At 65.7% G+C, this 25923-nt stretch carries 20 protein-coding genes and 1 pseudogene; 12 read left to right on the top strand and 9 right to left on the bottom strand.

Annotated features, from left to right (window positions below):
* Positions 1-11 precede the first annotated feature (11 nt).
* Entirely contained in the window at positions 12-2273 is a 2262-nt protein-coding gene (locus EWM63_RS08605) for a M56 family metallopeptidase (protein WP_130186158.1), read from the top strand.
* A 103-nt stretch (positions 2274-2376) separates the two neighbouring features.
* Here the strand turns inward: EWM63_RS08605 and EWM63_RS08600 are convergent, their stop codons facing one another.
* The 4 genes from EWM63_RS08600 to EWM63_RS08585 all read right to left on the bottom strand — a co-directional run bounded on the left by EWM63_RS08600 (position 2377) and on the right by EWM63_RS08585 (position 6970).
* On the bottom strand, positions 2377-4683 hold the full coding sequence (locus tag EWM63_RS08600; RefSeq protein WP_130186157.1) for a UvrD-helicase domain-containing protein: 2307 nt from the start codon (positions 4681-4683) through the stop codon (positions 2377-2379).
* Positions 4684-4735: 52 nt separating this feature from the next.
* Positions 4736-5515, bottom strand: a complete 780-nt coding sequence (locus EWM63_RS08595) for a BPSS1780 family membrane protein (RefSeq protein WP_259772502.1) — start codon at positions 5513-5515, stop codon at positions 4736-4738.
* Positions 5512-6471 (bottom strand): homoserine kinase, encoded by a 960-nt coding sequence (locus EWM63_RS08590; protein ID WP_130186155.1) that lies wholly within the window; start codon positions 6469-6471, stop codon positions 5512-5514. The genes EWM63_RS08595 and EWM63_RS08590 overlap by 4 nt, the downstream gene beginning before the upstream one ends.
* Before the next feature lie 70 nt (positions 6472-6541).
* The gene (locus tag EWM63_RS08585; protein ID WP_207221262.1) at positions 6542-6970 is read right to left on the bottom strand and encodes a hypothetical protein; all 429 of its coding nucleotides are present in this window, start codon (positions 6968-6970) and stop codon (positions 6542-6544) included.
* A gap of 188 nt (positions 6971-7158) precedes the next feature.
* Between EWM63_RS08585 and polA the strand changes: the two genes are divergently transcribed.
* Both polA and EWM63_RS08575 read left to right on the top strand, forming a co-directional pair.
* Complete coding sequence (gene polA / locus EWM63_RS08580; protein WP_130186154.1) at positions 7159-9909, top strand: DNA polymerase I; 2751 nt, start codon at positions 7159-7161, stop codon at positions 9907-9909.
* 290 nt (positions 9910-10199) lie between these two features.
* A complete protein-coding gene (locus tag EWM63_RS08575) occupies positions 10200-11075 on the top strand; it encodes a dienelactone hydrolase family protein (protein ID WP_130186153.1) in 876 nt (291 codons plus the stop codon).
* Positions 11076-11120: 45 nt separating this feature from the next.
* Here EWM63_RS08575 and EWM63_RS08570 read toward each other — a convergent pair whose 3' ends face one another.
* Positions 11121-11396 carry a hypothetical protein gene (locus tag EWM63_RS08570; RefSeq protein WP_130186152.1) on the bottom strand — a complete coding sequence of 92 codons (276 nt, stop codon included), beginning with the start codon at positions 11394-11396 and terminating at the stop codon, positions 11121-11123.
* Here EWM63_RS08570 and EWM63_RS08565 point away from each other — a divergent pair.
* The 3 genes from EWM63_RS08565 (at position 11284) to EWM63_RS08555 (ending at position 14922) form a co-directional block, all read left to right on the top strand.
* A complete protein-coding gene (locus tag EWM63_RS08565) occupies positions 11284-12036 on the top strand; it encodes a ZIP family metal transporter (protein WP_130186151.1) in 753 nt (250 codons plus the stop codon). The genes EWM63_RS08570 and EWM63_RS08565 overlap by 113 nt on opposite strands.
* Positions 12037-12135: 99 nt before the next feature.
* A complete protein-coding gene (locus EWM63_RS08560) occupies positions 12136-12933 on the top strand; it encodes a UCP032817 domain-containing protein (RefSeq protein WP_130186150.1) in 798 nt (265 codons plus the stop codon).
* Between the two features lie 324 nt (positions 12934-13257).
* On the top strand, positions 13258-14922 hold the full coding sequence (locus EWM63_RS08555; protein WP_130186149.1) for a subtype B tannase: 1665 nt from the start codon (positions 13258-13260) through the stop codon (positions 14920-14922).
* Between the two features lie 35 nt (positions 14923-14957).
* On the opposite strand, the gene EWM63_RS08550 is transcribed toward EWM63_RS08555, so the two are convergent.
* The 3 genes and pseudogenes from EWM63_RS08550 to EWM63_RS08540 form a co-directional block, all read right to left on the bottom strand.
* Entirely contained in the window at positions 14958-15809 is an 852-nt protein-coding gene (locus EWM63_RS08550; protein ID WP_130186148.1) for a sulfurtransferase, read from the bottom strand.
* 9 nt (positions 15810-15818) lie between these two features.
* Positions 15819-16742 (bottom strand): DMT family transporter, encoded by a 924-nt coding sequence (locus tag EWM63_RS08545; protein ID WP_130186147.1) that lies wholly within the window; start codon positions 16740-16742, stop codon positions 15819-15821.
* A 70-nt stretch (positions 16743-16812) separates the two neighbouring features.
* Positions 16813-17717: pseudogene (locus EWM63_RS08540) on the bottom strand (aromatic ring-hydroxylating oxygenase subunit alpha).
* A gap of 503 nt (positions 17718-18220) precedes the next feature.
* Here EWM63_RS08540 and EWM63_RS08535 point away from each other — a divergent pair.
* From EWM63_RS08535 to dxs, 3 genes are read left to right on the top strand one after another with little or no spacing between them, the layout of a single operon-like run.
* Complete coding sequence (locus EWM63_RS08535) at positions 18221-18475, top strand: exodeoxyribonuclease VII small subunit (protein WP_130186146.1); 255 nt, start codon at positions 18221-18223, stop codon at positions 18473-18475.
* The gene (locus tag EWM63_RS08530) at positions 18472-19377 is read left to right on the top strand and encodes a polyprenyl synthetase family protein (protein WP_130186145.1); all 906 of its coding nucleotides are present in this window, start codon (positions 18472-18474) and stop codon (positions 19375-19377) included. Before EWM63_RS08535 ends, EWM63_RS08530 begins: the two co-directional genes overlap by 4 nt.
* Positions 19378-21249, top strand: coding sequence for a 1-deoxy-D-xylulose-5-phosphate synthase (gene dxs / locus EWM63_RS08525; protein ID WP_130186144.1), 1872 nt, complete (start codon positions 19378-19380; stop codon positions 21247-21249).
* A gap of 297 nt (positions 21250-21546) precedes the next feature.
* On the opposite strand, the gene EWM63_RS08520 is transcribed toward dxs, so the two are convergent.
* Entirely contained in the window at positions 21547-22785 is a 1239-nt protein-coding gene (locus EWM63_RS08520) for an SGNH/GDSL hydrolase family protein (protein ID WP_130186143.1), read from the bottom strand.
* Between the two features lie 102 nt (positions 22786-22887).
* Between EWM63_RS08520 and EWM63_RS08515 the strand changes: the two genes are divergently transcribed.
* The 3 genes from EWM63_RS08515 to EWM63_RS08505 all read left to right on the top strand — a co-directional run bounded on the left by EWM63_RS08515 (position 22888) and on the right by EWM63_RS08505 (position 25905).
* Positions 22888-23793: a LysR family transcriptional regulator gene (locus EWM63_RS08515; protein ID WP_130186142.1), complete on the top strand. Its 906-nt coding sequence runs from the start codon at positions 22888-22890 to the stop codon at positions 23791-23793.
* A 250-nt stretch (positions 23794-24043) separates the two neighbouring features.
* Entirely contained in the window at positions 24044-25213 is a 1170-nt protein-coding gene (locus EWM63_RS08510) for an exo-alpha-sialidase (RefSeq protein ID WP_130186141.1), read from the top strand.
* Complete coding sequence (locus tag EWM63_RS08505) at positions 25210-25905, top strand: hypothetical protein (RefSeq protein ID WP_130186140.1); 696 nt, start codon at positions 25210-25212, stop codon at positions 25903-25905. The genes EWM63_RS08510 and EWM63_RS08505 overlap by 4 nt, the downstream gene beginning before the upstream one ends.
* Positions 25906-25923: the final 18 nt, after the last annotated feature.

The following is a 25923-nucleotide window of genomic DNA, read 5'->3' as shown; positions in this document are numbered from 1 at the left end:
GGAGCAGCGCAATGAACACCTTCGTCGACACGCTGGTGCCGGCCCTGGGCTGGTCGTTGCTGCATTTCGTCTGGCAGGGGCTGCTGATCGGCTGGGCCGCGGCGCTGGCGCTGCACCTGCTGCGCAACGCACGGCCGCAGGCCCGTTATGCCGTGGCTTGCGCCGCGCTGCTGCTGTGTGCCGCGGTGCCGGCCGGCGGCATCGTGTGGCGCATGCAGGAAGCGCTGCAGGCAGGCTATGCGATGCCCTTGCCGTCCGACCCGTTGCTGGGGGCCGGGGCCGGTGCGATTCCCGCCGCGCACGTGCCGGTACTGGTCGACGCCGACCAGTGGACGTCGTTCGAATACGTGCTGCGCCGGCAGATGCCCTGGCTGGTGCTGCTGTGGGCCGGTGGCGCTGCGCTGATGACGCTGCGGCTGTCGCTGGGCCTGCAGTGGGTACGCCAGCGCATGCTGGCCGGCCACCATCGTCCCGACGCCGGGTGGCAGGAGCGCCTGGACCGCCTCGCACTGCGCATCGGCATCCGCCGGCATGTGCGGCTCGGCGTGTCGGACGACGACCTGGAAGGCCCGATGACGGCCGGCTGCTGGCGCCCCGTCGTGCTGTTGCCGGCCGCGCTGGTGACCGGCATGCCGCCGCACCTGCTGGAAGCCTTGCTGGCGCATGAACTCGCGCATATCCGCCGCCACGATTACTTCGTGAACCTGGTGCAGAGCGCGATCGAGATCCTGTTGTTCTATCACCCGAGCGTGTGGATGCTGAGCAAGCGCATCCGCATCGAGCGGGAACAGATCGCCGACGACCTGGCGGCGGCCGCCCTCGGCGAGCCGCGGCGCCTGGCCCTGGCATTGTCCGAGCTGGACAAGTTCCAGTTCACCACTTCGCACTTCGCCCCCGCGGCACAAGGAGGAGACCTCATGTCACGTATCAAACGCCTGATCCGTCCCGATGCGCAACCGCTCAGCTGGAAAATCGCGACACCGCTGCTTGGCCTGTGCACGGCCTGCGTGATGTTGTATGCCCATGCGCAACCGGAAACGGCTTCCACCGCGGTGCACACCACCGGCACCCCCATCGCCGGCCGCGATGCCGACGCCGGGGAAGCGGCCGAAGCCGCCAGGGCAGCGACGGTCGCGGCGGTGGCGCAAGCGGCTGCGGCGCAGGAAGCCACGAAGGCCGCCGAGGCCGCGGCGGCCGCTGGCGTCGAGGCGGCTGGTGCCGCCGCCGAAGCCGCCCGCGCCGCCACCTTGCATCGCAAGGATGCGGGCTGGTTGGCACCCGTGCCGCCCGAGCCGCCGGCCCCGCCCGATGCGCCCGATGCGCCTCCGGCGCCGCCGATGGCAAGGATGACCGTGCCGGACGCACCGCCCGCACCCCCGGCGCCACCGATGACGAAAATGGCCGCCCCTGCCGCACCCATGATGGCGGCACCGGTTCCACCCGCGCCACCCGCACCACCCGCACCGCCTGCACCACCCGCAGCACCGATCGGGCTACGCAATGGCGCGACGATCGTCCACCCGGGCCCTGTGTCCGTATCGTATGCGGTCGTGCGCGGGAACAACGCCCAGGTGCGCAACTTCGCCCTCGATCCGCGCGACGAGTCCGACGTGCGCGAGGCGAAGGAAGCCATCGGTGGCGATTTCGTCTGGTTCAGGAAAGATGGCAAGCGCTATGTCGTGAAGGATGCGGCGCTCGTCGCCAAAGTGCGCAGCGCCTGGGTACCGTCGGAAAAGCTCGCCGCCGACATGGAAAAGCAGGGCGCCTCGATGGACAGCCACGGCAAGGAGATCGAGGCGATCGGTGCGCAGATCGGCGCCCAGGTGGCCACGCTGTTCAATGAAGAGCTCACGCGCAATACCGTGCATCAGTTGAGCGCACTGGCCCGCAAGCAGGAGCGCCTGGGCCGCCAGCAGGAAGAACTGGGCCGGCGCATGGCATCGGCCGGCAGCGACGCCAGCCGGGAAGCGCTGTCGCGCCAGATGGACGCCCTCCGCAAGCAGATGGAACCGCTGCAGCAGCGCATGGCCCGCCTGTCCGAAACGATGGCGCGCGAGCACGAGAAGGCAAGTGCCGACCGCGAACCCATGAAAACCCTGCATGCCCGCATGGCCGAGCTGACGAAGCCGATGGAAGAGCTGGCCCGCAAGGCCGCCGAGCTGGGCCGCGAACAGGGCCGGCTGAGCAGCGAGGCCGACAAGGCCACCCGCGCGCTGATCGATGAAGCGCTGCGCAAGGGGCAGGCTACCGAGGTGGGGCGCAAGCAGGGCTGAAGTGACGCAAAAGCGGTGACCAGAAAATCGCCAGCATCCTACGAAAACCGGTGTCTGACACCGTTTCCTTGCGGGAAAGAGTGTCAGACACCAGTGCGAGATACTATCGCCCCAGCCGCTCCAGCTTCGCCACCGACAGGTCCAGCACCTTCATGCCGGCGCTGCCGAAGTTGATCTGCGCGCGGCAATTGGCACCGCTGCCCTCGATGTTGACGATCACGCCTTCGCCGAACTTGGCGTGCGAAACGGATTCGCCGATGCGCCAACCGGAGCCGCCGGTGGATTTCTGCGCGATGCGCTGGGCGATCGCGTTGTCGCTGCCGCCATTGAGCTGCACGTCTTCCCACTGTGCCTTCTTGTTGGCGAACCAGTGCGCCTGCACGCGCGGCGACAGCCACTTCAGCGATTCCTCCGGCAATTCGTCGAAGAAGCGCGACTTCATGTTGTAGCGTGTTTGCCCGTGCAGCATGCGTGTCTGGCAGAAGCACATGTACAGGCGCTTCCTGGCCCGGGTAATGGCCACGTACATCAGCCGCCGTTCTTCCTCGACGCCGCCTTCCTCCTTCGAGCTGCTCTCGTGCGGGAACAGGCCTTCTTCAAGGCCGGTGATGAACACATTGTCGAATTCGAGGCCCTTGGCCGAGTGCACCGTCATCAGCTGCATCGCATCCTGGCCGGCCTGCGCCTGGTTGTCGCCCGCTTCGAGCGACGCATGCGCGAGGAATGCCGACAGCGGCGACATCACGGTCGACAGCGGCGCGTCAGCATCCATGATTTCCACGCCGTCGGCATTGATGATCGCCGCGCCCGCCTGGGCTTCGGCCGCCGGGCCCAGGTGCGCGGGCGCACCCTGGCCATAGCCTTCCTCGCCCACGAACTGGGTGGCCGCGCTGACCATCTGCTCCAGGTTTTCCACCCGGTCGGCGCCTTCCTTTTCGTTGGCATAGTGCTGCAGCAGGCCGGATGCTTCCAGCGTGATGCGCACCAGTTCCGGCAGCGCCATCTGCTGCGTTTCGAAGCGCACGCCCTCGATCAGTTTCACGAAGCCGCCCAGCGACGTGCCGGCCTTGCCCACCATGTAGGGCACCGCCGCATACATCGAGATGCCATAGGCTTCGGCCGCATTCTGCAACTGCTCCAGCGTGCGCGCGCCGATGCCCCGTGCCGGGAAATTCACCACGCGCAGGAAGGCCGAATCGTTGTGCGGATTGTCCATCAGCTGCAGGTAGGCGATCGCGTGCTTCACCTCGGCGCGCTGGAAGTAGCGCAGGCCGCCGTACACCGTGTACGGAATGCCGGCCGAGAACAGCGCATGCTCGATGACGCGCGATTGCGCGTTCGAGCGGTACAGCACGGCGATCTCGCTGCGCCGCGTGCCTTCGCCGATCAGGTTCTTTGCTTCGTCGACGAGCCATTGCGCTTCCTGCAGGTCGGACGTGGCTTCGTACACGCGCACCGGTTCGCCGTGACCCGCGTCCGTGCGCAGGTTCTTGCCCAGACGGCGGCTGTTGTTCGCGATCAGTACGTTCGCCGCATCGAGGATGTGGCCGTGCGAGCGGTAGTTCTGTTCGAGCTTGATCAGGTTCTTCACGCTGAACTCGGACTCGAACGCCGCCATGTTGCCCACGTTCGCGCCGCGGAACGCATAGATGCTCTGGTCGTCGTCGCCCACGGCGAACAGCGCGCCGCCGTGGCCGGTGCCATGGCCGGCGATCAGTTTCAGCCACGCGTATTGCAGGTTGTTCGTATCCTGGAACTCGTCGACGAGGATGTGGCGGAAGCGCTGCTGGTAATGCTCGCGCAGTGGCTGGTTGCGCGACAGCAGTTCGTAGGTGCGCAGCAGCAGTTCGGCGAAGTCGACCACGCCTTCGCGTTGGCACTGGTCGTCGTACAGCTGGTACAGCTCGGCCAGCTTGCGTTCGTTCGCGTCGTACGCTTCGACCTGGCTGGCGCGCAGGCCCTGGTCCTTGTTGTTGTTGATGAAATACATCACCGATTTCGGCGGGAATTTTTCATCGTCGACATTGTTGGCCTTCAGCAGGCGCTTGATCATCGACAGCTGGTCTTGCGTGTCGAGGATCTGGAACGACTGGGGCAGGGCGGCATCGCGGTAGTGGGTGCGCAGCAGGCGGTTGCACAGGCCATGGAACGTGCCGATCCACATGCCGCGTGTATTAATCGGCATCATTCCCGACAGGCGCGCCAGCATTTCCTTGGCCGCCTTGTTCGTGAACGTGACGGCCAGGATGCCGCCCGGCGACACCTGCCCGGTCTGGATCAGCCAGGCGATGCGCGTAGTCAGCACGCGCGTCTTGCCCGAGCCGGCGCCCGCCAGGATCAGGGCGTTTTGCGGCGGCAGGGTGACGGCGGCGAGTTGTTCGGGATTGAGGTTGTGGAGGAGATTCTGCATCCCGCCATTATACCTTTCGGACCCGCGCCGTTCCTTGTCGTGGCGTGCCGGCTCAGGGCTTCAGGGCGGGATCGGAATCGCCCGGCGGCGCCGGGAATATGTGCGCATAGGCCACGAACAGCGCGCAATGCGCCACGCCGTACAGTACCTCGGAAAACATGCGCATCAATGCAAAGCCGATCGAGCCGAAGCCGAACACCGCGCGCACCAGCAACAGTACGGCGACCGTGATCAGGAACAGGCTGAGGGCGAACATGAAGAATGCGCCGGCCGCGCGCTTGATCGCGAAAAAGCTGTAGAACAGCGCCTTGCCGGGCCCCATGCCGTTCCACTGGACAAGCGGCGCGGCAAAGCTGATCACCAGCAGCGCGGGGATATACAGCAGGGCCGTGGCCAGCATCGTCGGCACCAGCCCCGACTCGAGCACCAGTTCCCGGTTCGTCTGCAGCTCGGCCAGCGTGGCGTCGCGCAGCGCGTCGGTATTGGCAAACAGCAGCACGCCGATGGCGCCGGCGGCCAGGAACACCAGCAAGTGGATCACGCCGAGCATGCACAGCTTGCGCAGCGCGGGGCCGCGAAAGCCCGCGATCAGCAGGGCGGGCAGCACCGGCTTGCCGGCGCCGATCTCGCGCGCCGCCGTCATGAAGCCGATCGCGAACACGGGCATGAGCACGCTGTGGGCGATCTGCCCGACAAGGGGCACCACGAGCAGCAGCGTGGTCAGCAGCATGTAACCGAAGAACAGCGTGGACAGGCCTGCCGGCTGCTTCTTCAGCATGCCGAAGCCCTGTTTCACCCATTCCCATCCTGATCTTGCTGGTGTCTGATTCATTGGTACAAGCTTGGTGCGGGGGTGGCGATGCGCTCACGCAGGATGCGCTCGAAGTGGGTGGGGTCGTGCGGCGTCAGCATTTCCGCTTCGCGCGGCTGGTGCAGGTCGTACAGGCGCGACAGCCAGAAGCGCAGTGCACCGGCGCGCAGCATCGGTTGCCAGGCTTCCTGCTCGTCGGCCGTGAACGGGCGCACCGCGTGGTAGGCATCCAGGAAGGCGCGCACGCGTGCCTCGTCGAGCACGCCGGTGTCCAGGTCCACGCACCAGTCGTTGATGGTCACGGCCACGTCGAACAGCCAGGTGTCGCAGCCGGCAAAGTAGAAGTCGAAGAAGCCGGTCAGGCGCTCGCCGTCGAACATCACGTTGTTGCGGAACAGGTCGGCATGCACGGGGCCCTGCTGCAGGCGGCCATACAGCGCGCTGCCATGGAACGCTTCCTGGAAATGCATCTCGGCGCGCAGCAGCGCCGCTTCCGGTTCGGCCATGTGCGGCAGCACGGCCGGGGCGGCGAAGTGCCACCATGCCAGGCCGCGCAGGTTCGGCTGGTGCAGCGGGAAATCGCGTCCGGCCAGGTGCATGCGCGCCAGCATCGCACCCACCTCGGCGCAATGCACGGGCCGCGGAGCGAGTTCGGAACTGCCTTCGAGCTTCAGGACGATCGCGGCCGGCTTGCCATGCAGCGGCACGCACAGCTCGCCCTTGTCGTTCGGCACCGGCGCCGGTACCAGCACGCCGCGCGAGGCCAGGTGCTCCATCAAGCGCAGGTAGAACGGCAACTGCTCGAAGCTGAGGTTTTCAAAGATGGTGAGAACGTACTCGCCACGTTCCGTCGTCAGGAAGAAATTGCTGTTTTCGATGCCGGATGCGATGCCCTTGAGGGCTACCGCGCGGCCGAGGGGAAATTGCGCGATCCAGGGCTGGACATCGTCCAGGCTGACCGAGGTAAAGACTGCCATGAGAATCAATAAGGTTCGAGGATGGATGAGCTGCGCCGGGCAAATGTTCCTCCCGGGCGGGAACGCGGCATCACTCCGTTACGGGTGGCATCGGAGGAGGCGGCGGCACGTCTGCCGCGTTGTCCGCCGCGGCTGCGGCCGCGGCATCGGCACTGCGCTGTTTTTGTTTCTTGGCGATATCAAATTCCATCACGGTCCATTGCGGGCCGCGCACTTGCGGACCGCCAGCGTCGCCCGGCAGCTGGGTGCTGTTCGGGTTGGCCGGCTTCACCGCGTAGGTGCTGCCGCCGGCCTGCACGGTTTCCTGCACGATGCGGCCGCCGTCACGCTGCACCGTGGTGGTGGTTTCACGGTTCGATTTCGGCGTGACCGTGATCGGCGTGTCGTTATCCGGCACCGGATCCAGCTTTGGTGGGGTGCTGTTCTGGGCGCTGGCGGTGGCGGCGGCCAGGGCCAGCAGGATGGAGGCCAGCGGTACGGCGACGGTGGACGGGCGCATGATAGGTGCCTTTGGTCAGGAGAATGCCGGTAATGGCAATACGCGTGATATTGGTGGTTAGGCCATTGTAACAAACTGACACCCGTTTCCGCTGCGAACGCCAATTTCCGCAGCGGCGCCACACGATTCGCCACCGCTTGTTCTCTGCGATAATGCCGGATTCGCATCAGACACCCCCACTTGCACCCATGCAAAAGACCTTGCTGCTGGTCGACGGTTCCAGCTATCTCTACCGTGCCTTCCATGCGCTGCCCGACCTGCGCAGCCCGGATGGCCACCCGACCGGCGCCATGCATGGCATGGTCAACATGCTGCGCCGCCTGCGCGCCGATTACCCGGCCGCCTACATCGCCTGCGTATTCGATGCCAAGGGCAAGACCTTCCGCGACGACCTGTATCCGGAATACAAGGCCACCCGCGCCTCGATGCCGTCCGACCTGTCGCTGCAGATCGAACCGATCCACGAAGCCGTGAAGGCGATGGGCTGGCCGATCCTGATGGTGGAGGGCGTGGAAGCGGACGACGTGATCGGCACGCTGGCCGTCACGGCCGAAAAGAACGGCATGGACGTGATCATTTCCACCGGCGACAAGGACCTGGCGCAGCTGGTCACGCCACACGTCACGCTGATCAACACGATGAGCAATGAAAAGCTCGACGAGGCGGGCGTGGTGGCGAAATTCGGCGTGCCGCCGAATCGCATCATCGATTACCTCACGCTGATCGGCGATACCGTCGACAACGTGCCCGGCGTGGCGAAATGCGGCCCGAAGACGGCCGTGAAATGGCTGACCCAGTACGACAGCCTGGAAGGCGTGATCGCCAACGCGGACAAGATCGGCGGCGCGGTCGGGGCGAACCTGAAGGCGGCGCTGGACTGGCTGCCGAAAGGCCGCGAACTGATCACCGTGAAGACCGATTGCGACCTGGCGCAGCACATGATGTCGATCTCCGAGTCGCTGATCGCGCGCGAGGAGGACCATGAATCGCTGCTGGCGTTCTTCAACAAGTACGGCTTCAAGACGCTGCTGCGCGAGCTGAAGGCGCTGACGCCGTCGGCGCAGGTGCCCGGCCAGACCGGCCCGGCCGCGCCGGAAGGCCCTACCGGCGACATGTTCGCCGAGCCGCCGGCCAATGTCCGCTACGATACGGTGGTGACGGAGGCGCAGCTCGACGAATGGATCGCCCGCATCGGCGCCGCCGAGCTGGTGGCGCTGGACACGGAAACCACGTCGCTGGAACCGATGAATGCGCAGCTGGTCGGCATCTCGCTGGCCACCGAGCCGGGCCTGGCGTGCTATATCCCGGTGGCGCACCGGTATGCGGGCGTGCCCGATCAGCTGTCGCGCGAACACGTGCTGGAAAAGCTCAAACCCTGGCTCGAGGATGCCGCGAAGCCGAAACTGGGCCAGAACCTGAAGTACGACGCGCATATCTTCGCCAACCATGGCGTTGCGCTGCGTGGCATCGTGCACGACACGCTGCTGCAGTCCTACGTGTTCGAATCGCACCGCACGCACGACATGGACAGCCTGGCCATGCGCCACCTGAACCACAAGACCATCGCCTATGAAGAAGTCTGCGGCAAGGGCGCCAGCCAGATCTGCTTCGACCAGGTGGAGCTGCAGCGCGCCACCGACTACGCGGCCGAGGATGCCGACATCACGCTGCGCCTGCATATGGCGATGCACGGCCACGTCGCGGGCGACGAAGGCCTGACGAAGATCTACCGCACCATCGAGCTGCCCACCGCTGTGGTGTTGCAGAAGATCGAGCGCAATGGCGTGCTGATCGACGCGGGCCTGCTGGCCACGCAATCGAACGAGCTGGGCGCGCGCATCGCCGAACTGGAGCAGAAGGCCTACGAGCTGGCCGAAGGGCCGTTCAACCTGGGTTCGCCGAAGCAGATCGGCGAGATCTTCTTCAACAAGCTCAAGCTCCCGGTCGTGAAGAAAACGCCGAGCGGCGCGCCATCGACCGATGAAGAAGTGCTGCAAAAGCTCGCCGAGGATTTCCCACTGCCGAAAGTGCTGCTGGAATACCGCGGCATGGCCAAGCTGAAGTCCACGTACACCGACAAGCTGCCGAAGATGATCAACCCGCAGACGGGCCGCGTGCACACGAACTATGCGCAGGCCGTGGCGGTGACGGGGCGCCTGGCATCGAACGATCCGAACCTGCAGAATATCCCGATCCGCACGGCCGAAGGGCGCCGCATCCGCGAAGCGTTCATCGCGCCCGAGGGCAGCCATCTCGTTTCGGCCGACTATTCGCAGATCGAGCTGCGCATCATGGCGCATATCTCGGAAGACGAGGCGATGCTGCGCGCCTTTGCCGAAGGCGTCGACATCCACCGCGCCACCGCCGCCGAGATCTTCGGCGTGCCGGCCGATGAAGTGAACAGCGAGCAGCGCCGCTATGCCAAGGTGATCAACTTCGGCCTGATCTATGGCATGAGCGCGTTCGGCCTGGCCGCCAACCTGGGCATCGACCGTACCGCCGCGCAGAACTACATCGACCGCTACTTCCAGCGCTTCCATGGCGTGAAGCGCTACATGGACGAGACGCGGCTGGAAGCCAAGGCCAACGGCTACGTGAAAACGGTGTTCGGCCGCCGCCTGTGGCTCCCCGAGATCAATTCGCCGAACGGCCCGCGCCGGCAAGCCGCCGAACGCGCCGCGATCAACGCGCCCATGCAGGGCACCGCCGCCGACCTGATCAAGCTGGCGATGGTCGCCGTGCAGGACTGGATCGAAAAGGAAAACCTGAAGTCGCGCATGATCATGCAGGTGCACGATGAACTGGTGCTGGAAGTGCCCGACGACGAACTGCCGCTGGTGCGCGAAGCACTGCCGAAGCTGATGGCCGGCGTGGCCGAGCTGAAAGTGCCGCTCGTCGCCGAAGTCGGCGTGGGCAGGAACTGGGAGGAGGCTCACTGAAAACGCATGCGTTTCTAGGTGCCTCCGCTCACTGACGGCGCATGCGCCGGCAGGAGCCTCCAACGAAAACCGGTGTCAGACACCTTTTCCGTGCCGGAAAAGGTGTCTGACACCGGGCGTCGGTTGATGCTGCAAATAGCGCCCGGGCATCGGTGTCGGACACTATTTTTCGCAGAAAAATGGTGTCGGACACCGGTTCTCCCAGCAATGCCGGCCAGCGGTTCCTTCGATAGTTGGCTTTTCAATACCATTGTGTTTCAATTTCCGATAACACACCTCCTGGAGAATCCATGAACGACCTGCACAACGATGCCGCCAGCCTGATCGGCGCAGCCGAAGGCATCAGCCGTCGCGACCTGCTGAAGGCGGCGCTCGGCACCGGCTTTGCCGCCGCGGCGCTGCCTGTCAGCGCCGAGACCGTGGTGAAGACCGATACCGACGGCCTCACGGCCGGCACCGTCAACGTCACCGTCGATGGCTACCCGGTGCCCGTGTACCGCGCCCAGCCCGCCGGCAAGACGGGCCTGCCGGTGATCCTCGTCATCTCCGAGATCTTCGGCGTGCACGAGCACATCGCCGACGTGGCGCGCCGCTTTGCAAAGCAGGGCTACCTGGCGCTGGCACCGAACCTGTTCGCGCGCCAGGGCGACCCGCAAAAGGAGCCGTCGATCGCCGACCTGCAAAAGAACATCATCAGCAAGGTGCCGGACATCCAGGTGTTCAAGGACCTCGACGCGGTCGTGGCCTGGGCCGGCCAGAACGGCGGCGCGGCGGACAAGCTGGGCATCACCGGTTTCTGCTGGGGCGGCCGTATCACCTGGCTGTATGCCGTGCACAATCCGGCCGTCAAGGCGGGCGTGGCTTGGTATGGGAGGTTACTAGGGGAAGCCACTCCCAATACGGCCCGCCATCCTGTCGACGTGGCTGCCACGCTGAAGACGCCGGTCCTGGGCCTGTATGGCGCCAAGGACACCGGCATTCCGCTGGAGTCGGTGGAAAAGATGAAAGCCGAGCTGGCAAAGGGCAAATCCGGGTCCACGTTCGTCATCTATGAGAATGCCGGCCACGCCTTCCATGCCGACTACCGCCCGAGCTACGTGGAAGCAGATGCAAAAGATGGCTGGAAGCGCGCCCTGGACTGGTTCAAGCAGCACGGCGTGGCCTGATCCGTTACTTTTTTGCCTCGTTCTTGCATTATTGGTAACGGGCTGTCAGCCGCATTCGTCCTGTTTTCTCCTTATTGATAACGGATTTTCAGCAGAAGCGCGAGCTGGACGGTAAAATGTCCGGTTTGCGCGCTGCCCGGGCCCCGGTGCCGCGCGCGCGGCAAAGCGCACGAGAGGCTCCAAAATCGATCCGGTACTCATTTCAATTCTGCTGGCAACCACGCTTGCCGGCGTTGCCAGCATTTCGGCGGCGGCATTGTTTTCCTTCACGCTGCTGTCGAAAGTCGTCGAGCGGATGGTCAGCCTGTCGGTCGGCATCATGCTGTCCACGTCCTTGCTGCATGCCTTGCCGGAAGCCTTCGAATCGCATGCCGACCCGCGCACGCTGTTTGCCACGCTGCTGTCTGGCCTGCTGACATTCTTCATGCTGGAAAAGCTGGCGATCCTGCGCCATTCGCACCATCACGAGGGCGACGGCCACCACCACGCGCATGGTCACGACAAGCATGAAGCCGGCCGTGCGGGCTGGATGATCCTGGTCGGCGATGGCATGCACAATTTCACCGACGGCATCCTGATCGCCGCCGCGTTCCTGGCCGACCCGCACCTGGGCATCGTGGCTGCGCTTGCCATCATCGCCCATGAAATCCCGCAGGAGATCGGCGACTTCATCGTGCTGCTCAACGCCGGCTTTTCGCGCGCGCGGGCCTACTTCTACAATCTATTGTGCAGCCTGCTGGCCGTCGCCGGTGGCCTGCTGGGCTATTACACGCTTGACCGCGCCAGCAACCTGATTCCCTATGTGCTGGTATTCGCGTCGTCCGGTTTCATCTACATCGCCGTCAGCGACCTGATGCCGCAGATGCAGCGCCGCGCCACGATGAAGGAAACCGTGCCGCAAGTGCTGCTGATCGCACTGGGCGTCTGCATCGTGCTGTTCCTGACGGCAGGGCGGCACTGAAATTGACCGCGATCATGCGGTTCCCGCCGCATGTCATGGTCCCGTCATAAATCCTTGTCAGCATGGCCTCAACAAAAACAACAACCAAGGAGGCAACACATGCTGAACAACCTGTCGGAAACCATCGGAACCATCCGGGCCACCTGTCTGCGCATCACGTCGCGCCACCGCAAGGCCTGGCGCGACATTCCCCCGGAACTGTACGAATACTGGTCGCGCACGGCGCGCTTCGAATTCCAAGGCATCCCTCGCGATGCCTTTTTTTACGCCCGTGCCTCGGACGCGCTGCTCGATTTCTTCGAGTGCGTCCGGCGCAGCAACCGGCCGTGCGCCTTGCCGTCGAAGGCGGCGGACTCTGTCTGGCACGCATGGCTCAGCTACTCGCCAGCCTCGCTGGACGCGTTCTGCGAACGCCATTTCGGCCAGCGCATTCCCCATGTCGAAGCGGTCGACATGACCGGCGGCATGGCAATGCCGATCGCCATGACGCTCGTCACGGCGCGGACGCTGGACGGCCTTGGCCTCGCCGGTCCCCGGGTGCCGCGCCTGTTCGCCACCGACCGCGCGCTGCGCATGCCGCAGGGCCATGCGTGGCGGGTGCGGGGCAACTGGATGGTCCTGTCGCACATGGACCCGTACGGACGGCCTTCGCAGCACACGCGCGTGCATCCCGCAACGGAGCCGGACTTCCTGCTTGCCGCCGGCCTGATCGCACAGGGCGACTACGACCGGTGGCTGCGTGCTTGCGCAACGAGCGGGAATTCGGGATCGGCCGTTGACGGCGCGGGCCCCGAGCTGGCCTGCGAGGGTGGCAGCACCGACTCCGGCGATTCCGGCAGCAGTGATGGCGGCAGCAGTTGCGGCGGCGGTTGCGGCGGTGGCGGCTGCGGTAGTTGAAAAAGCGCCGATAAGTAAAAAGCATTCTTCAAGCAGCGAAACGCAATCGTGGCCGCGCATGGCCCACCTATACTTTCCCCGGCAACGCCAGTGGGCTCCGCGGCATCGCGGCACCGGCGTAACAAGGCAGCCGCCTGACCGCCGCGAGGAAACGACCATGACACCGCAGTTCCACCACATCGCATCGATCCCGCCACCGATATAGCAGCGTGCATTGCCGCGCACTGGTTACCCCGTTTTCCCTTTTGCTGTTTTTCGCGTTGGCACTTTTTGCCAGGGCGGCGTGCACCCGCGCGCATCCATCATCCACAACAAGGAGACTCCATGCATCGAAACACGACCCCTTTGAAGGCCATCGCCGCCGGCGCGGCAATGCTGATGGCGCTGACCGCCTGCGGCTCCGATGACGGTAACCAGCCGACAGGCGTGTCCGACAGCGCGCTGGCCTTCGACAGCGCGAAGTACACCACGATCAACGTCACCATCGATGGCGTGCAGGTGCCGGTGCGCTGGTACAGGGAAGTGTGCTACGTGGCCAAGCCGACGGCGGTAGCGGCCACGCAGGCAACGCTGGGAGGGAGCACGACCACGATCGCCAACACGGCATGCGGCTACCAGAGCATGAACATCTTTGTGCCGGAAAGCGCAGCGGCCAGCAACGACACGGCGCTGTACTTCGCCGTCAACAACGGCGGCTGGTTCGCCAGCTACATCAAGGCCAGTGTGACGGATGGCGCCAGCTTCGACAGCGCCACCAGCAACGTGGGCGCGGCGCTGAAGGCGGGCTACGTGTTCATCGACGTGGCCACGCGCAGCCGCGGCCTGGCGGCGGCCGACGGCAGCTACCCGGGCAAGGCGCCGGCCCCGGTGGTCGATGCAAAGGCGGCGATCCGCTACCTGCGCCTGAACGACGCGCGCATGCCGGGCAGCGCCAGCCGCATCGTGGTGAACGGCACCAGCGGCGGCGGGGCGCTGTCGTCGATCATCGGTGCCTCCGGCAACAGCCCCGATTACCTGCCTTACCTGGCCGCGGTGGGCGCCGCCGGCATCGACGCGAACGGCGGCAGCACGCTGCGCGACGATGTCCTCGCCATCAACGCGTATTGCCCGATCACGGACCTGGGCAACGCCGACCTGCATTACGAGTGGCTGTACACGGCCTTCGGCACGCGTGCCGCCGTGGGCCGCAATCCGAACCCGGCGGGCAGTGCGCAACTGGCGGCGAAATTCCCCGCCTACCAGCAGGGCCTGAAGCTGACCGGCAGCAGCGGCGCCGCGCTCACGGCCGACAACATGATGGACCAGATCAGGCAGGAGGTGACCCGCTCGGCCGAGGTGTACATGGCGGCGGGCGGCACGATCGCCGACTTGGGTGAAGCGATGGCGTACACCAGCGGGGCCGCCACGCGCACCTACACGAACGACTGGATCGACGTCGACAACGCCACGAAGAAGGTGGTGTCGCTCGACATGGAAAAGTACCTGAAATTTGTTGCCACGCAAGCCACGCTGAAGGCGGCGCCGGCATTCGACCAGACCGGCATGACGATCACCGGGGCCAGTGGCGAATCGAACCTGTTCGGCACGGCGAGCGAAAAATACAGCAACTTCACCGAGTATGGCTGGGACAACAACGACGTGCACGGCGACGGCATCGGCTACGACGATACCGGCATCAGCGCCAGCCGCCACTTCGGCCTGGTGACGACGCCCGTCATGGCGCAGGTAAAGCTGATCAATCCGATGGCCTACATCGGCACCACGGCCGACACGGCGCCATACTGGTACGTGCGGCACGGCACGCGCGACCGCGACACGGCATTCACGGTATCGATCAATCTTGCGCGCGCACTGCAGGCCGACACGGGTGTGCAGGAGGTAAACTACCGGCTGGCGTGGAACCAGCCGCACGCCGGCAACTACGACGTGCCAGAAGCGATGGCGTGGATCGCGCAGACGCTGAAAGCCGCGGCGACGAAGGGACTCTGAGGGACCGCGGCCGGCGCGCCGCGGCTACGGCGGCGTCAGGCCCCGGTCGCCACTGGCCGCTCGGGTGCCGCGCACCATTCCGACCACGAACCCGGATACAGCGCGGCGCCCGGCATGCCGGCCACTTCCAGCGCCAGCAGGTTGTGGCAGGCCGTCACGCCCGAGCCGCATTGCATCACGGCAGAAGAGGGCGAGGCAAACAGTGGCGCGAATTCTTCCTTCAGTTGCGCGGCCGGCTTGAACTTGCCGTCGGCGCCCAGGTTGTCCTTGAAGAAGCGGTTCTTCGCGCCGGGGATGTGACCGCCGACCGGGTCGATGGTCTCGTTCTCGCCGCGGAAGCGGTCGCTGGCGCGCGCATCCACGACCGTGAACCCGCCGGTGGACAGGTTCGCCACCACGTCATCGACCGATACCGCGCGGGTCAGCGACGGCCGTTCCGTGATGCCGCCCGGGGCGCGCGGCGCCACGTCGGTGGACACGGGCTGGCCCGCAGCCTGCCATGCCGGCAGGCCGCCATCGAGCACGGCCACGGCCTCGTGGCCAATCGAGCGCAGCAGCCACCACAGCCGCGCCGCGTACATGCCGCCATGCGCGTCGTAGGCCACCACCTGGGTCGTGTCATCGATGCCGAAACGGCGCAGCGTTTCGATCAGCGCCGCCCGTTCCGGCAGCGGGTGCCTGCCGCGGAACGTGCTGCCGGCGCCGGTCTTCGGGCCGGACAGGTCGTCGTCGATGCTGGCGAACTGCGCGCCGGGGAGGTGGCCCGCGGCAAAGGCTTCGCGGCCGAAAGCGGGGTTCAGCAGGTCGTGCCGGCAATCGAGCACGACCCACTGCGGGTCATCGATATGTTGCGCGAGGGTGGCGGCGTCGATCAGGGTGGTGTGCATAAGGTCTCCTCAAACTTCGCTGGCGATGGGATCGGTCGAGGCAACGGCCTTGCCGCGCTCGGTGTTCTTCGTATTGTAGAACGCGGCGGCGCTGCCGGAGGCGAGGATGATGCCGATGCCCAGCCAGCTGTGCCAGTCGAACTTGTCGGCAAACACCAGCACGCCCCAGATACTGGAAAACACGATGCCGGTGTATTGCAGGTTGGCGACCACCAGCGTGTTGCCAAGGCGGTAGGCGCGCGTCATCGACACCTGCGCCGCGGTGGCGAACAGGCCGATGCCCAGCAACAGCAGGAAGCCGTATTCGCTGTTCAGCGAGTGGAACACGACCGGGCCGCCGCCCGCTTCGGCGAACGTGCCGATGAGGCCCGCCACCACGTTCGACACGGCGAAATAAAACACCACACGGTTTTCCGGTTCGCCGGCCAGGCCCAGCTTGCGCACCTGCATGTAGGCCACCGCGGTGAGGATGGACGAGAAGATCGCGATCAGCGCATACACCAGCTGGTCGGACTGGAAGGCGGGCTGCAGCAGCAGCACGACGCCGACGAAGCTCATGCCCACCGCCACCAGCAGCGGCCATGACACGTCGTTCTTCGCGTGCCACCAGCCGTGCGCGAACAGCCACACGGCGATCCAGATCGGCGACAGGTAGTTCAGGGTCATCGCCGTGGCGAGCGGCAGCTTGGCGATCGAGAAGAACCACAGCCACAGCGAAATCACGCCCACCACGCTGCGCCACAGGTGGCCCAGCGCGAATTTCGTCCGCAGCGTGCCGCCCTGCAGGCGGATCAGGACCAGCAGCACGGTCACGCCCACGATGCCGCGGTACATCACGATCTCCGACGTGGAGAACATGTCCGATGCGAGCTTCACGCACACCCCCATGGCGGCGAACAGGAAACTGGCGAACAACATCCACAGCGATTGCATTTCATTCCTTTAAATGACCGAGGGGACAGTCCGTTGCGATCCGGATCTGTCCCCTCGTTGTTGATTTTGTTTATACGGCGATTTTACTTCGATACCATTCGTGGAAGTGCTGCATGCCGTCTTCCATCGGGCTCTGGTAGGGCCCCGCGTCCGATGTGCCGCGATCCAGCAGGATCTTGCGGCCCGCATCCATGCGCAGCGCGATCTCGTCATCCTCGACGGCCGTTTCCATGTAGGCGGCGCGTTCCGCGTCCACGAACTCCCGCTCGAACAGCACGATCTCTTCGGGTAGTAGAACTCCACCACGTTCTTCGTGCGGTTCGGGCCTTCCGGCCACAGCGTGGACACGACCAGCACGTGCGGATACCACTCCACCATGATGTTCGGGTACAGCGTCAGCCAGATCGCGCCGAACGGCGGTGCCTCGCCATTGCGGAACTTGAGCACCTGCTCGTGCCAGCGCTGGTACACGTCCGAGCCCGATTTCTTCAGGCCGCGGTTCACGCCCACCGTCTGCACCGAGTAATCGGCGCCGAATTCCCAGCGCAGGTCGTCGCAGGACACAAAGCCGCCCAGGCCCGGGTGGAACGGCTCCACGTGGTAATCCTCGAGGTAGACCTCGATGAACGTCTTCCAGTTATAGTCGCAGTGGTGCACTTCCACGTGATCGAGCATGTAGCCGGTGAAGTCCAGGTCCTTCGTCACGGACATGTCCTTGAGCTTGTCCATCACGTTGTAGCCGTTCTGCTCGAACAACAGGCCGTTCCAGCTTTGCAGCGGCGCCTTCGGCAGGTTCAGGCAAGGCGTTTCCGGGAAATGCGGAGCGCCGATCAGTTCGCCCTTCAGGTCGTAGGTCCAGCGGTGCAGCGGACAGACGATCGTGTTGGCATTGCCGCGTCCATTGAACATCAGTGCCTGGCGGTGCCGGCACACGTTCGACAGCAGTTCGATACCCTGGGCGTTACGGACCAGCATCCGGCCCTCGTTTTCCGAGGCGAGCGTCGTGAAGTCGCCGATGTTCGGCACCATCAGTTCATGGCCCACATAACGTGGGCCATTCCGAAACAATTGCTGCATTTCTCGCTGCAGTAGCGCTTCGTCAAAATAGACGTGGACCGGAAGTTGCGCATTCGAGCGCGCTAGCCTGGCGTGGGTACCCAGATCGGACATCCCAACCCCCCTTAATTAAGTTACTGCAAACCAAGAAGAGACAGAATCCGCAAAGACCTGAATTCAGAGTATGAGAACGGGTATTTCGGAAAGAACCGGAGATTATAGCGTGAACTGCTTGATTCCGCCGATAAATCATCGTTTCGACCCCCGGGTGCCCGGCATTGTGCGCGCTTTCAGCGTGCAAGGGTGCCACCCTGGCCTCGATTGCAACATGGCACGCCTGGCCGGGTTGCCATTTTGGACCGTGCGGGACACTTTGTTCTAAAATAACGGGCTACACTCCAGCACTGAACCGAAATCAAGTCATGGTCAATAAAACAATCAGCGCCGAAAACACCGCGCCCGCCTCATTCGAAGAGGCGATGGCCGAGCTGGCGCAGCTCGTCACGCAGATGGAATCCGGGCAGTTGCCGCTGGAGGCATCGGTCGCAGCCTATGCGCGCGGTTCGGAACTGGTCAAATACTGCGCGAGCCAGCTGGACAAGGTGGAATCGCAGGTCAAGATCCTCGAAGGCGACCTGCTCAAGCCCTTTGCCGACGGTGACGAGGGCGCGCCATGACGGTGCCATTCGACGCGGTCACGTTCCAGGACTGGATGCGCGGCATCCAGGCCGGCATGGAAGCGGACATGTCCGCCTTTCTTCCCGCGGCCACCGTGGTGCCGGCGAAATTGCACGAAGCGATGCGCTACGCGCTGCTGGGCGGCGGCAAGCGCGTGCGCCCGCTCCTGGTGCATGCGGCCGGTGCGCTGACGGGCGCCGATGCGCAAGCGCTGTCGCGTGCCGCCGCCGCCGTGGAAATGATCCATGCGTATTCGCTGGTGCATGACGACATGCCCTGCATGGACGACGACGACCTGCGCCGCGGCAAGCCCACGGTGCACGTGGCCTATGACGAAGCGACGGCGCTGCTGGTCGGCGACGCGCTGCAGTCGCAGGCCTTCACCGTGCTGGCCGGCGCCGAAGGTATTCCGCCGGCGCGCCTGCTGGCCATGGTGCGCCTGCTGGCCGATGCCGCCGGCTCGGGCGGCATGTGCGGTGGCCAGGCGATCGACCTCGACAGCGTTGGCCTCGCCCTCACGCTCGAGCAACTGGAACGCATGCACCAGCTGAAGACAGGCGCGCTGCTGCGCGCGTCCGTCGTGCTGGGCGCGCTGGCCGGCAAGGACTTGTCCGCGAGCGAGCTGGAGGCGTTGCACGCCTACAGCCGCGCGATCGGCCTGGCCTTCCAGGTGGTCGACGACGTGCTCGACGCCACCGCCGATTCGGCCACCCTCGGCAAGACGGCCGGCAAGGATGCCGCCGACAACAAACCCACCTACGTCTCGATCCTGGGGCTCGACGAATCCGTCGCCCTGGCCGAGCAATTGCGGCGCGATGCCCACGCGGCGCTTGGCGCCTTTGGCGACGGCGCGCTGCGCCTGCGCGAACTCGCGGACCTGATCGTGCAGCGGAAGGCATAAATGAACCTGCTTCAAAACATCAATAACCCGGCCGACCTGCGCAAGCTGCCGCGCCACCAGCTGGTACCGCTGGCCGACGAATTGCGCAACTTCCTGCTCGATTCCGTCTCCAAGACGGGCGGCCACCTGTCATCGAACCTGGGCACTGTCGAACTGACCGTGGCATTGCACTATGTGTTCAACACGCCCCACGACCGCATCGTGTGGGACGTGGGCCACCAGACGTACACGCACAAGATCCTCACGGGCCGGCGCGAGCAGTTCCACACGCTGCGCCAGCTGGACGGCATTTCCGGCTTCCCGCGCCGCGTCGAAAGCGAATACGACACGTTCGGCACCGCGCACTCGTCCACGTCGATTTCCGCCGCGCTGGGCATGGCGATGGCCGCAAAGATCAAGGGCGAACAGCGCCACGCCATCGCCGTGATCGGCGACGGCTCGATGACGGCCGGCATGGCCTTCGAAGCGTTGAACAACGCCGGCGTGGAAGAAGACTGCAACCTGCTGGTGATCCTGAACGACAACGACATGTCGATCTCGCCGCCGGTGGGCGCGCTGAACCGCTACCTGGCGCGGCTGATGTCCGGCCAGTTCTACGCGGCCGCGAAAAACGTCGGCAAGTCGGTACTGCCGGCGCCCATGCTGGAGCTGGCGAAGAAGCTGGAAGAACATGCCAAGGGCATGGTGGTGCCGGCCACGATGTTCGAGGAATTCGGCTTCAACTACATCGGCCCGATCGATGGCCACGACCTCGATTCGCTGGTTCCCACGCTGCAGAACATCCGCAACCTGAAGGGGCCGCAGTTCCTCCACGTGGTCACGAAAAAGGGCCAGGGCTACAAGCTGGCCGAGGCGGAGCCGATCCTGTACCACGGCACGGGCAAGTTCAACCCGGCCGAGGGCATCAAGCCGGCCACGGCGCCGGCCAAGCTGACCTACACCGAGGTGTTCGGCAGCTGGCTGTGCGACATGGCGGCCCATGACGAGCGCCTGGTCGGCATCACGCCGGCGATGCGCGAAGGTTCGGGCATGGTGCGCTTCCATGCCGAATACCCGCAGCGCTACTTCGACGTGGGCATCGCCGAGCAGCATTCCGTCACCTTCGCCGGCGGCCTCGCGTGCGAGGGCATGAAGCCGGTCGTGGCGATCTACTCGACGTTCCTGCAGCGCGCCTACGACCAGTTGATCCACGACGTGGCCCTGCAGAACCTGGACGTGACGTTCGCACTGGACCGCGCCGGCCTGGTGGGCGCCGATGGCGCCACGCATGCCGGCAACTACGACCTGGCCTACCTGCGCTGCATCCCCAACATGGTGGTGATGGCCGCATCCGACGAGAACGAATGCCGCCAGATGCTAACCACTGCCTACCAGTATCCCGGCCCGGCCGCCGTGCGCTACCCGCGCGGTGCCGGCATCGGCGCGGCCGTATCGAAGGAGCTCACCGCCATCGACCTGGGCAAGGGCGAACTGCGCCGCCAGGGCGAGCGTGTGGCGATCATGGCCTTCGGTGCGATGGTGGCACCGTCGCTCAAGGCCGGCGACGCGCTGAACGCCACCGTGGCCAATATGCGCTTCGTGAAACCGCTGGACGTGGAACTGGTGAAGGAACTGGCCGCATCGCACGACTACCTGGTCACGGTGGAAGAGGGCTGCGTGATGGGTGGCGCCGGCGCCGCCGTGGCCGAGGCGCTGGCCGAGGCGGGCATCGCCAAGCCGCTGCTGATCCTGGGCCTGCCGGACCAGTTCATCGACCATGGCGACCCGGCCAAGCTGCTGGCCAGCGTGGGCCTGGATGCCGACGGCATCGCCCGGTCCATCAAGACGCGCTTCCTCGGCGGCGAGCCCCGGCTCGTGGTCAGCAACGGCTGAGCGTATTTCGCGCAACGAAAGACGGCGCCGCGGCGCCGTTTTTTTATTGCGCGGGCCGTAATTCCGGCACAGCCCGCGCCGTGCCTGGTGTCGGACATTTTTTCCGGGCGCTCCATCCGGAAAATGTGTCGGACACCGGTCTTCACCTGATGTTGCCGATTTCCTCAGCGGAAAACCGGTCGGTCCGCCGCAGCGGTCCGACACCAAGAAGCCGGTGTCCGACACCAATACGCCAGCGTCGCGAACTACATCGAATTCCACTAACTTGACGGCATTAGCGCCGCGGCGCCGTTTTTTTTATTGCGCGGGCGGAAATTCCGGTACGGCCCGCGCCATCGCCGCATATCCCGCGTCGCCCAGATGCAGGTGGTCGCCCGAGTCGTATTCCGGCCGCAGGCGCGCGGGATCGCCAGGGTCGCGCAGCACGGCATCGAAATCGGCCACCGCGTCGAACTCGCCACTCTCCCTGATCCATGTGTTGACCTGCAGGCGCACCGCTTCCTTGGCTGGTGTCCAGTAGCCTTCGAACGGCGTACCTGGCAGCGCGTGGCCGAACGGTGGCAGTGTGCCGCCGATGACCCGCACGTGCCGCGCCTGGGCGCGCGCCAGCAGTACACGGTAGCCGGTGATCAGGCGCTCCGCCGTCATCGGCGGCTCCTGCGGTGCGAAAGCCGTGCCGGGCCAGCCGATGTCGTTCGACCCCAGCAGCAGCACCACGCCGGTGACGCCGGGCTGGTCCAGCACGTCCGCGTCGAAACGTTCGATCGCCTTCACGCCCATTGTCGACGACAGCAGCCGCGCACCGGAAATTCCCGCGTTGGCGATTGCCACGCCTTGCGGTGCCAGCCGTTCGGCCAGGAAGTCCGGCCAGCGGCGATGCCGGTCCGGCGTCGAGCCGTTGCCGTCCGTGATGGAATCGCCCAGCGCGACGATGGTCCCGCCCTGTCCGGCGAAGTGGACGGCGACGAGAAACGCCCTGCCGTGCAATGGCCGGGCACCATCCAGCGCGACGGCGGCCGTGGTATTGCCGGCGGCGATATAGCCGGTCTGCTGGGCGCCCCAATGGAACGTGGTCAGCGGTGCCGGGCCAGGGAACCATGCCGATACGGTCAGCCGTTCCAGCGCCGCGGCGGGAAACGCCAGCGCATCGCTCACCGCCGTGCCGCCGGGTGGAATGGTCACGCCGGCGTGACCGCCAAACGTCAGCGCCTGGTCGCTGGCCGCGTCGATGGCCGACGTGGCACCGCGCCCGCCCGCGGTGCGGGCGATGCGCACGGCGCCGACGGCCAGCGGCACGGCGCCGTAGCGGTTCGACAGCACCACGCGCAGCGCGCTGCCGCCGGTGGAAAGCCGCAGCACTTCGCGTACCGTGCTGCCGGCCACGGTGGCCGGCACATTGGTCGGCAGCGCGAAATCCGGCGCCCAGCCGGGCTGCGGCGCCGCGTACCAGCTGGCCTGCCAGCCGGGGAATGCGATCGCGGGCGTGGCCAGCGCGGCGGCAAGGATCGCCGCGCCCAAGGATCGGATGGTGAACATGATGGCTCCTGGTGGGGTGGAAAAGCCATGTTCGATCATTCCACGAGCGCGTGGTAGCCAGCAGAATCGACTATAGTTCATTCCATACTGGAATGAGGTGCCATGGATACGATCCGTTCGCTGCAATACTTTGTTCGCGCCGTCGAGCTGGGCAGCCTGTCCGCTGCCGCCCGCGCGGAAGGCACCACGCAACCGACCGTCAGCAAGGTCATCGCCGCGCTGGAACGCGAGGTCGGTGCCCGCCTGCTGGAACGCTCGACCACGCACCTGGCGCCCACGGTCGAAGGACGGCGCTTCCATGAGCGGGCGCGCAGCCTGCTGGCCGAATTCGATGCCGCCATCACCGAAGCGCGTGGCGGCGGCGCGGCGCTGCGCGGGCTGCTGCGCGTCAGCGCACCGGTCGCGCTGGGCCAGTTCCGACTCAATGCGCTCGTGCTGGATTTTCTTGCGTTGCACCCGGGGATCGAGTTCGAACTGATCCTGAACGACCGGATGGTCGACCTGGTGGAAGAGGGCGTCGACGTGGCCGTGCGGCTGGGCGGCGACCTGCCGCAGGATGCCGTGGCACGCAAGGTCGCGGTATCGGCGCGGCAGCTGGTGGCGGCGCCGGCTTACCTGGCGCGGCATCCTCCCCTCGACATGCCGCGGCAGCTCGCGCAGCACGACTACGTACGCTTTGCCTGGCTGCCGGCCGGCGATGCCATCACGCTGAACGATGGCACCAGCACCATCACGGAGACAGCGAAGAGCCGCTACCGCGTCAACAATGCGCTGGCGATCCGGGACAGCCTCGCGCTGGGAGCGGGCATCGGCCTCTGCCCGGAATGGCTGGTGGGCGACCTGCTGGCCGCCGGCACGCTGCGCAGGGTGTTGCCCGCCTGGCAGGGCGTGCCGCAGGCAGTGCACCTGCTGGCGGGCCGCCACCGGAGCGCCCGGGCACGTGCATTCATGGCATTCATGGAGGCACAGCTGCCGGCACTGCCCGGTTTTGGGGCGGGTGACGCCTGACATCGGTGAAACTTCCGGCAATATTTCCCGCGAATAAAGGAAACACTTCCTGCATGAATTTGCGCAGCCCGCCGGCGGCTGGCTTACCCCTTCCTTGACGTTTTCCTGTAGGATACCGGCTTTCGTCCACGCAAAACGTGTGACGTAAATCAAGTTCAAGCTTGCGACGGATGAAGGCCCGCAAGCTGGTATTCATGCTGGGCAGGGAAACACGTCAACCGTTCTCATGTCCATCTTTCTCGGAGAAGGAATGGGAGCAGGACGCCCACCTGTCCGGCGCACCGGCAAGCTGGTCGCGCTGGCTTGTATCATTGCGGTGGTCGGTGCCGCGGCTGCGGAAGCGTTGCGCTGGTCCGGCGACGCGAAGGAGGCCGAGCGGCCCGCCATCGCCAGTGTCGCCACGCCGGCACCCCTTGTCCTCAGTGAAGTCAGTCGTTCGATCATCCCCATGCCGGTCGGGGTGCCGTCCGCGCATGCCAGCGCCCTGGCGGCGCTGCCCGGCGGTAATCTCATTTCGTTCTGGTGGGCCGGCAGCCGCGAAAGCGGGCCGGATGTGAAAGTCTATGCGTCGCGCTGGTCGAATGGCACGTGGAGCGACAACTGGGTGGTGGCCAGCCGCGAATCGCTCGGCGAGGCACTGGGCTTCGGCGTGCGCCGTATCGGTAACCCGGTGGCCTGGACCGCGCCGGACGGCACCGTGCACCTGTATGTGGTGGCCACGGGGCTCGGCGGCTGGGCTGCTTCGCGCATCGTCCAGCTCCTATCGCACGATGATGGCGCTACCTTCACCGTGCGCCGCGTGCTGCCGCTGTCGCCGCTGTTCAATACGAGCACGCTGGTGCGCACGTCGGCGGTACCGCTGGCCGATGGCGGCTGGTGGCTGCCGGTGTATTTCGAGATCGGCAACAAATACCCGATGCTGATGTCGTTCGATGCGAACGGCGAGCCGCGCCGCATTGCCCGCATCGGCAGCGGCACGTCGTCGCTGCAGCCGGCGATCGTGCCGGTGACGGCCACCGAAGTGCGGGCCTGGATGCGCGACGCGGGCGAAGGCCGGCGCGTGCAGCAGGCGCTGAGCCGGGATGGCGGCAACAGCTGGGAAGACCTGGCGCCGTCGCCGCTGTCGAACCAGAGCACGTCGCTGGCTGCGCTGCGCCTCTCGAACGGCAACTTCCTGATGTTGTACAACCACGTGGCGGAGGGCGGTTCGGACCGCAACGTGCTGTCGCTGGCGCTGTCGACCGATGCGCGCACATGGCGCCCGCTGGCGGACATCGTCAGCGGCAAGCCGGGCGACGAATTCTCGTATCCCACGATGCAGCAGGTGGGCGACAAGCTCCACATCACCTACACGCACCAGCGGCAGGCGATCGCCCATCACCTGCTGCGCATCTCCACGCCCAAAAAGGACCCGTTATGACCTTGCCCGATCTCGCGCTGCAGATCGTTTATGGAAAAGTGGCCTGGGCGCTGTTGCTGGTGGCCGTGCTGTCGGCCTGGATGCCCGGCCTGGCGCGCCGCCATTGGCGTGCGACGGCGGCCGGCTTCGTGGTGCTGTGCGCGCTGCCCGCCGCGTGGTCGCCGGCCTGGTGGCTCACGCTGGCATTCCAGTATCCGAGCGGTTTGATGGTCGGGCTCGGCATGATGGCGCTGGAGCGCCGCCGGCAGGGCACGGCGCCCACCATGCTGCTGCCGCTGGCGATGGCGTTACCGCTGGCGCTGGCCGGAACGGCACTGTACCTGGACACCTTTGGCGTGCTGTCCCTTGGCCTGTACCATGGCGGATTCGGCACCATCGGCGCGCCCGTGCTGGGCTTCCTGGCGATCGTGGCTTGCGCATTCGCGGTCTGGCGCGGTCATGCCCTGCAGCCGGCGGTGGCGCTGCTCACCGGCCTGTTGCTGTATGCACTGTTGCGGCTGCCGACGGGGAACCTGTGGGACGCGCTGCTCGATCCGCTGCTGTGGATGTGGGCGCTGGGCTCCGCCATCGCCGCTGGTGTGCGCCACGCCGCAGGGGCACGCGTACCGGCCGCCCAGCCGCAGGCGGCGCCAGTGCAGGTGCCGGTGGCCGAGCCGGCGCCGGTAGGCGTGGCCGGCATCGAACAACTTTAAACGCTAAGGGAGTAATAC

The sequence above is a fragment of the Pseudoduganella lutea genome, from assembly GCF_004209755.1.
GTDB classification, from domain to species: domain Bacteria; phylum Pseudomonadota; class Gammaproteobacteria; order Burkholderiales; family Burkholderiaceae_D; genus Rugamonas; species Rugamonas lutea.
This window is presented reverse-complemented; position numbering and strand designations above follow the sequence as displayed.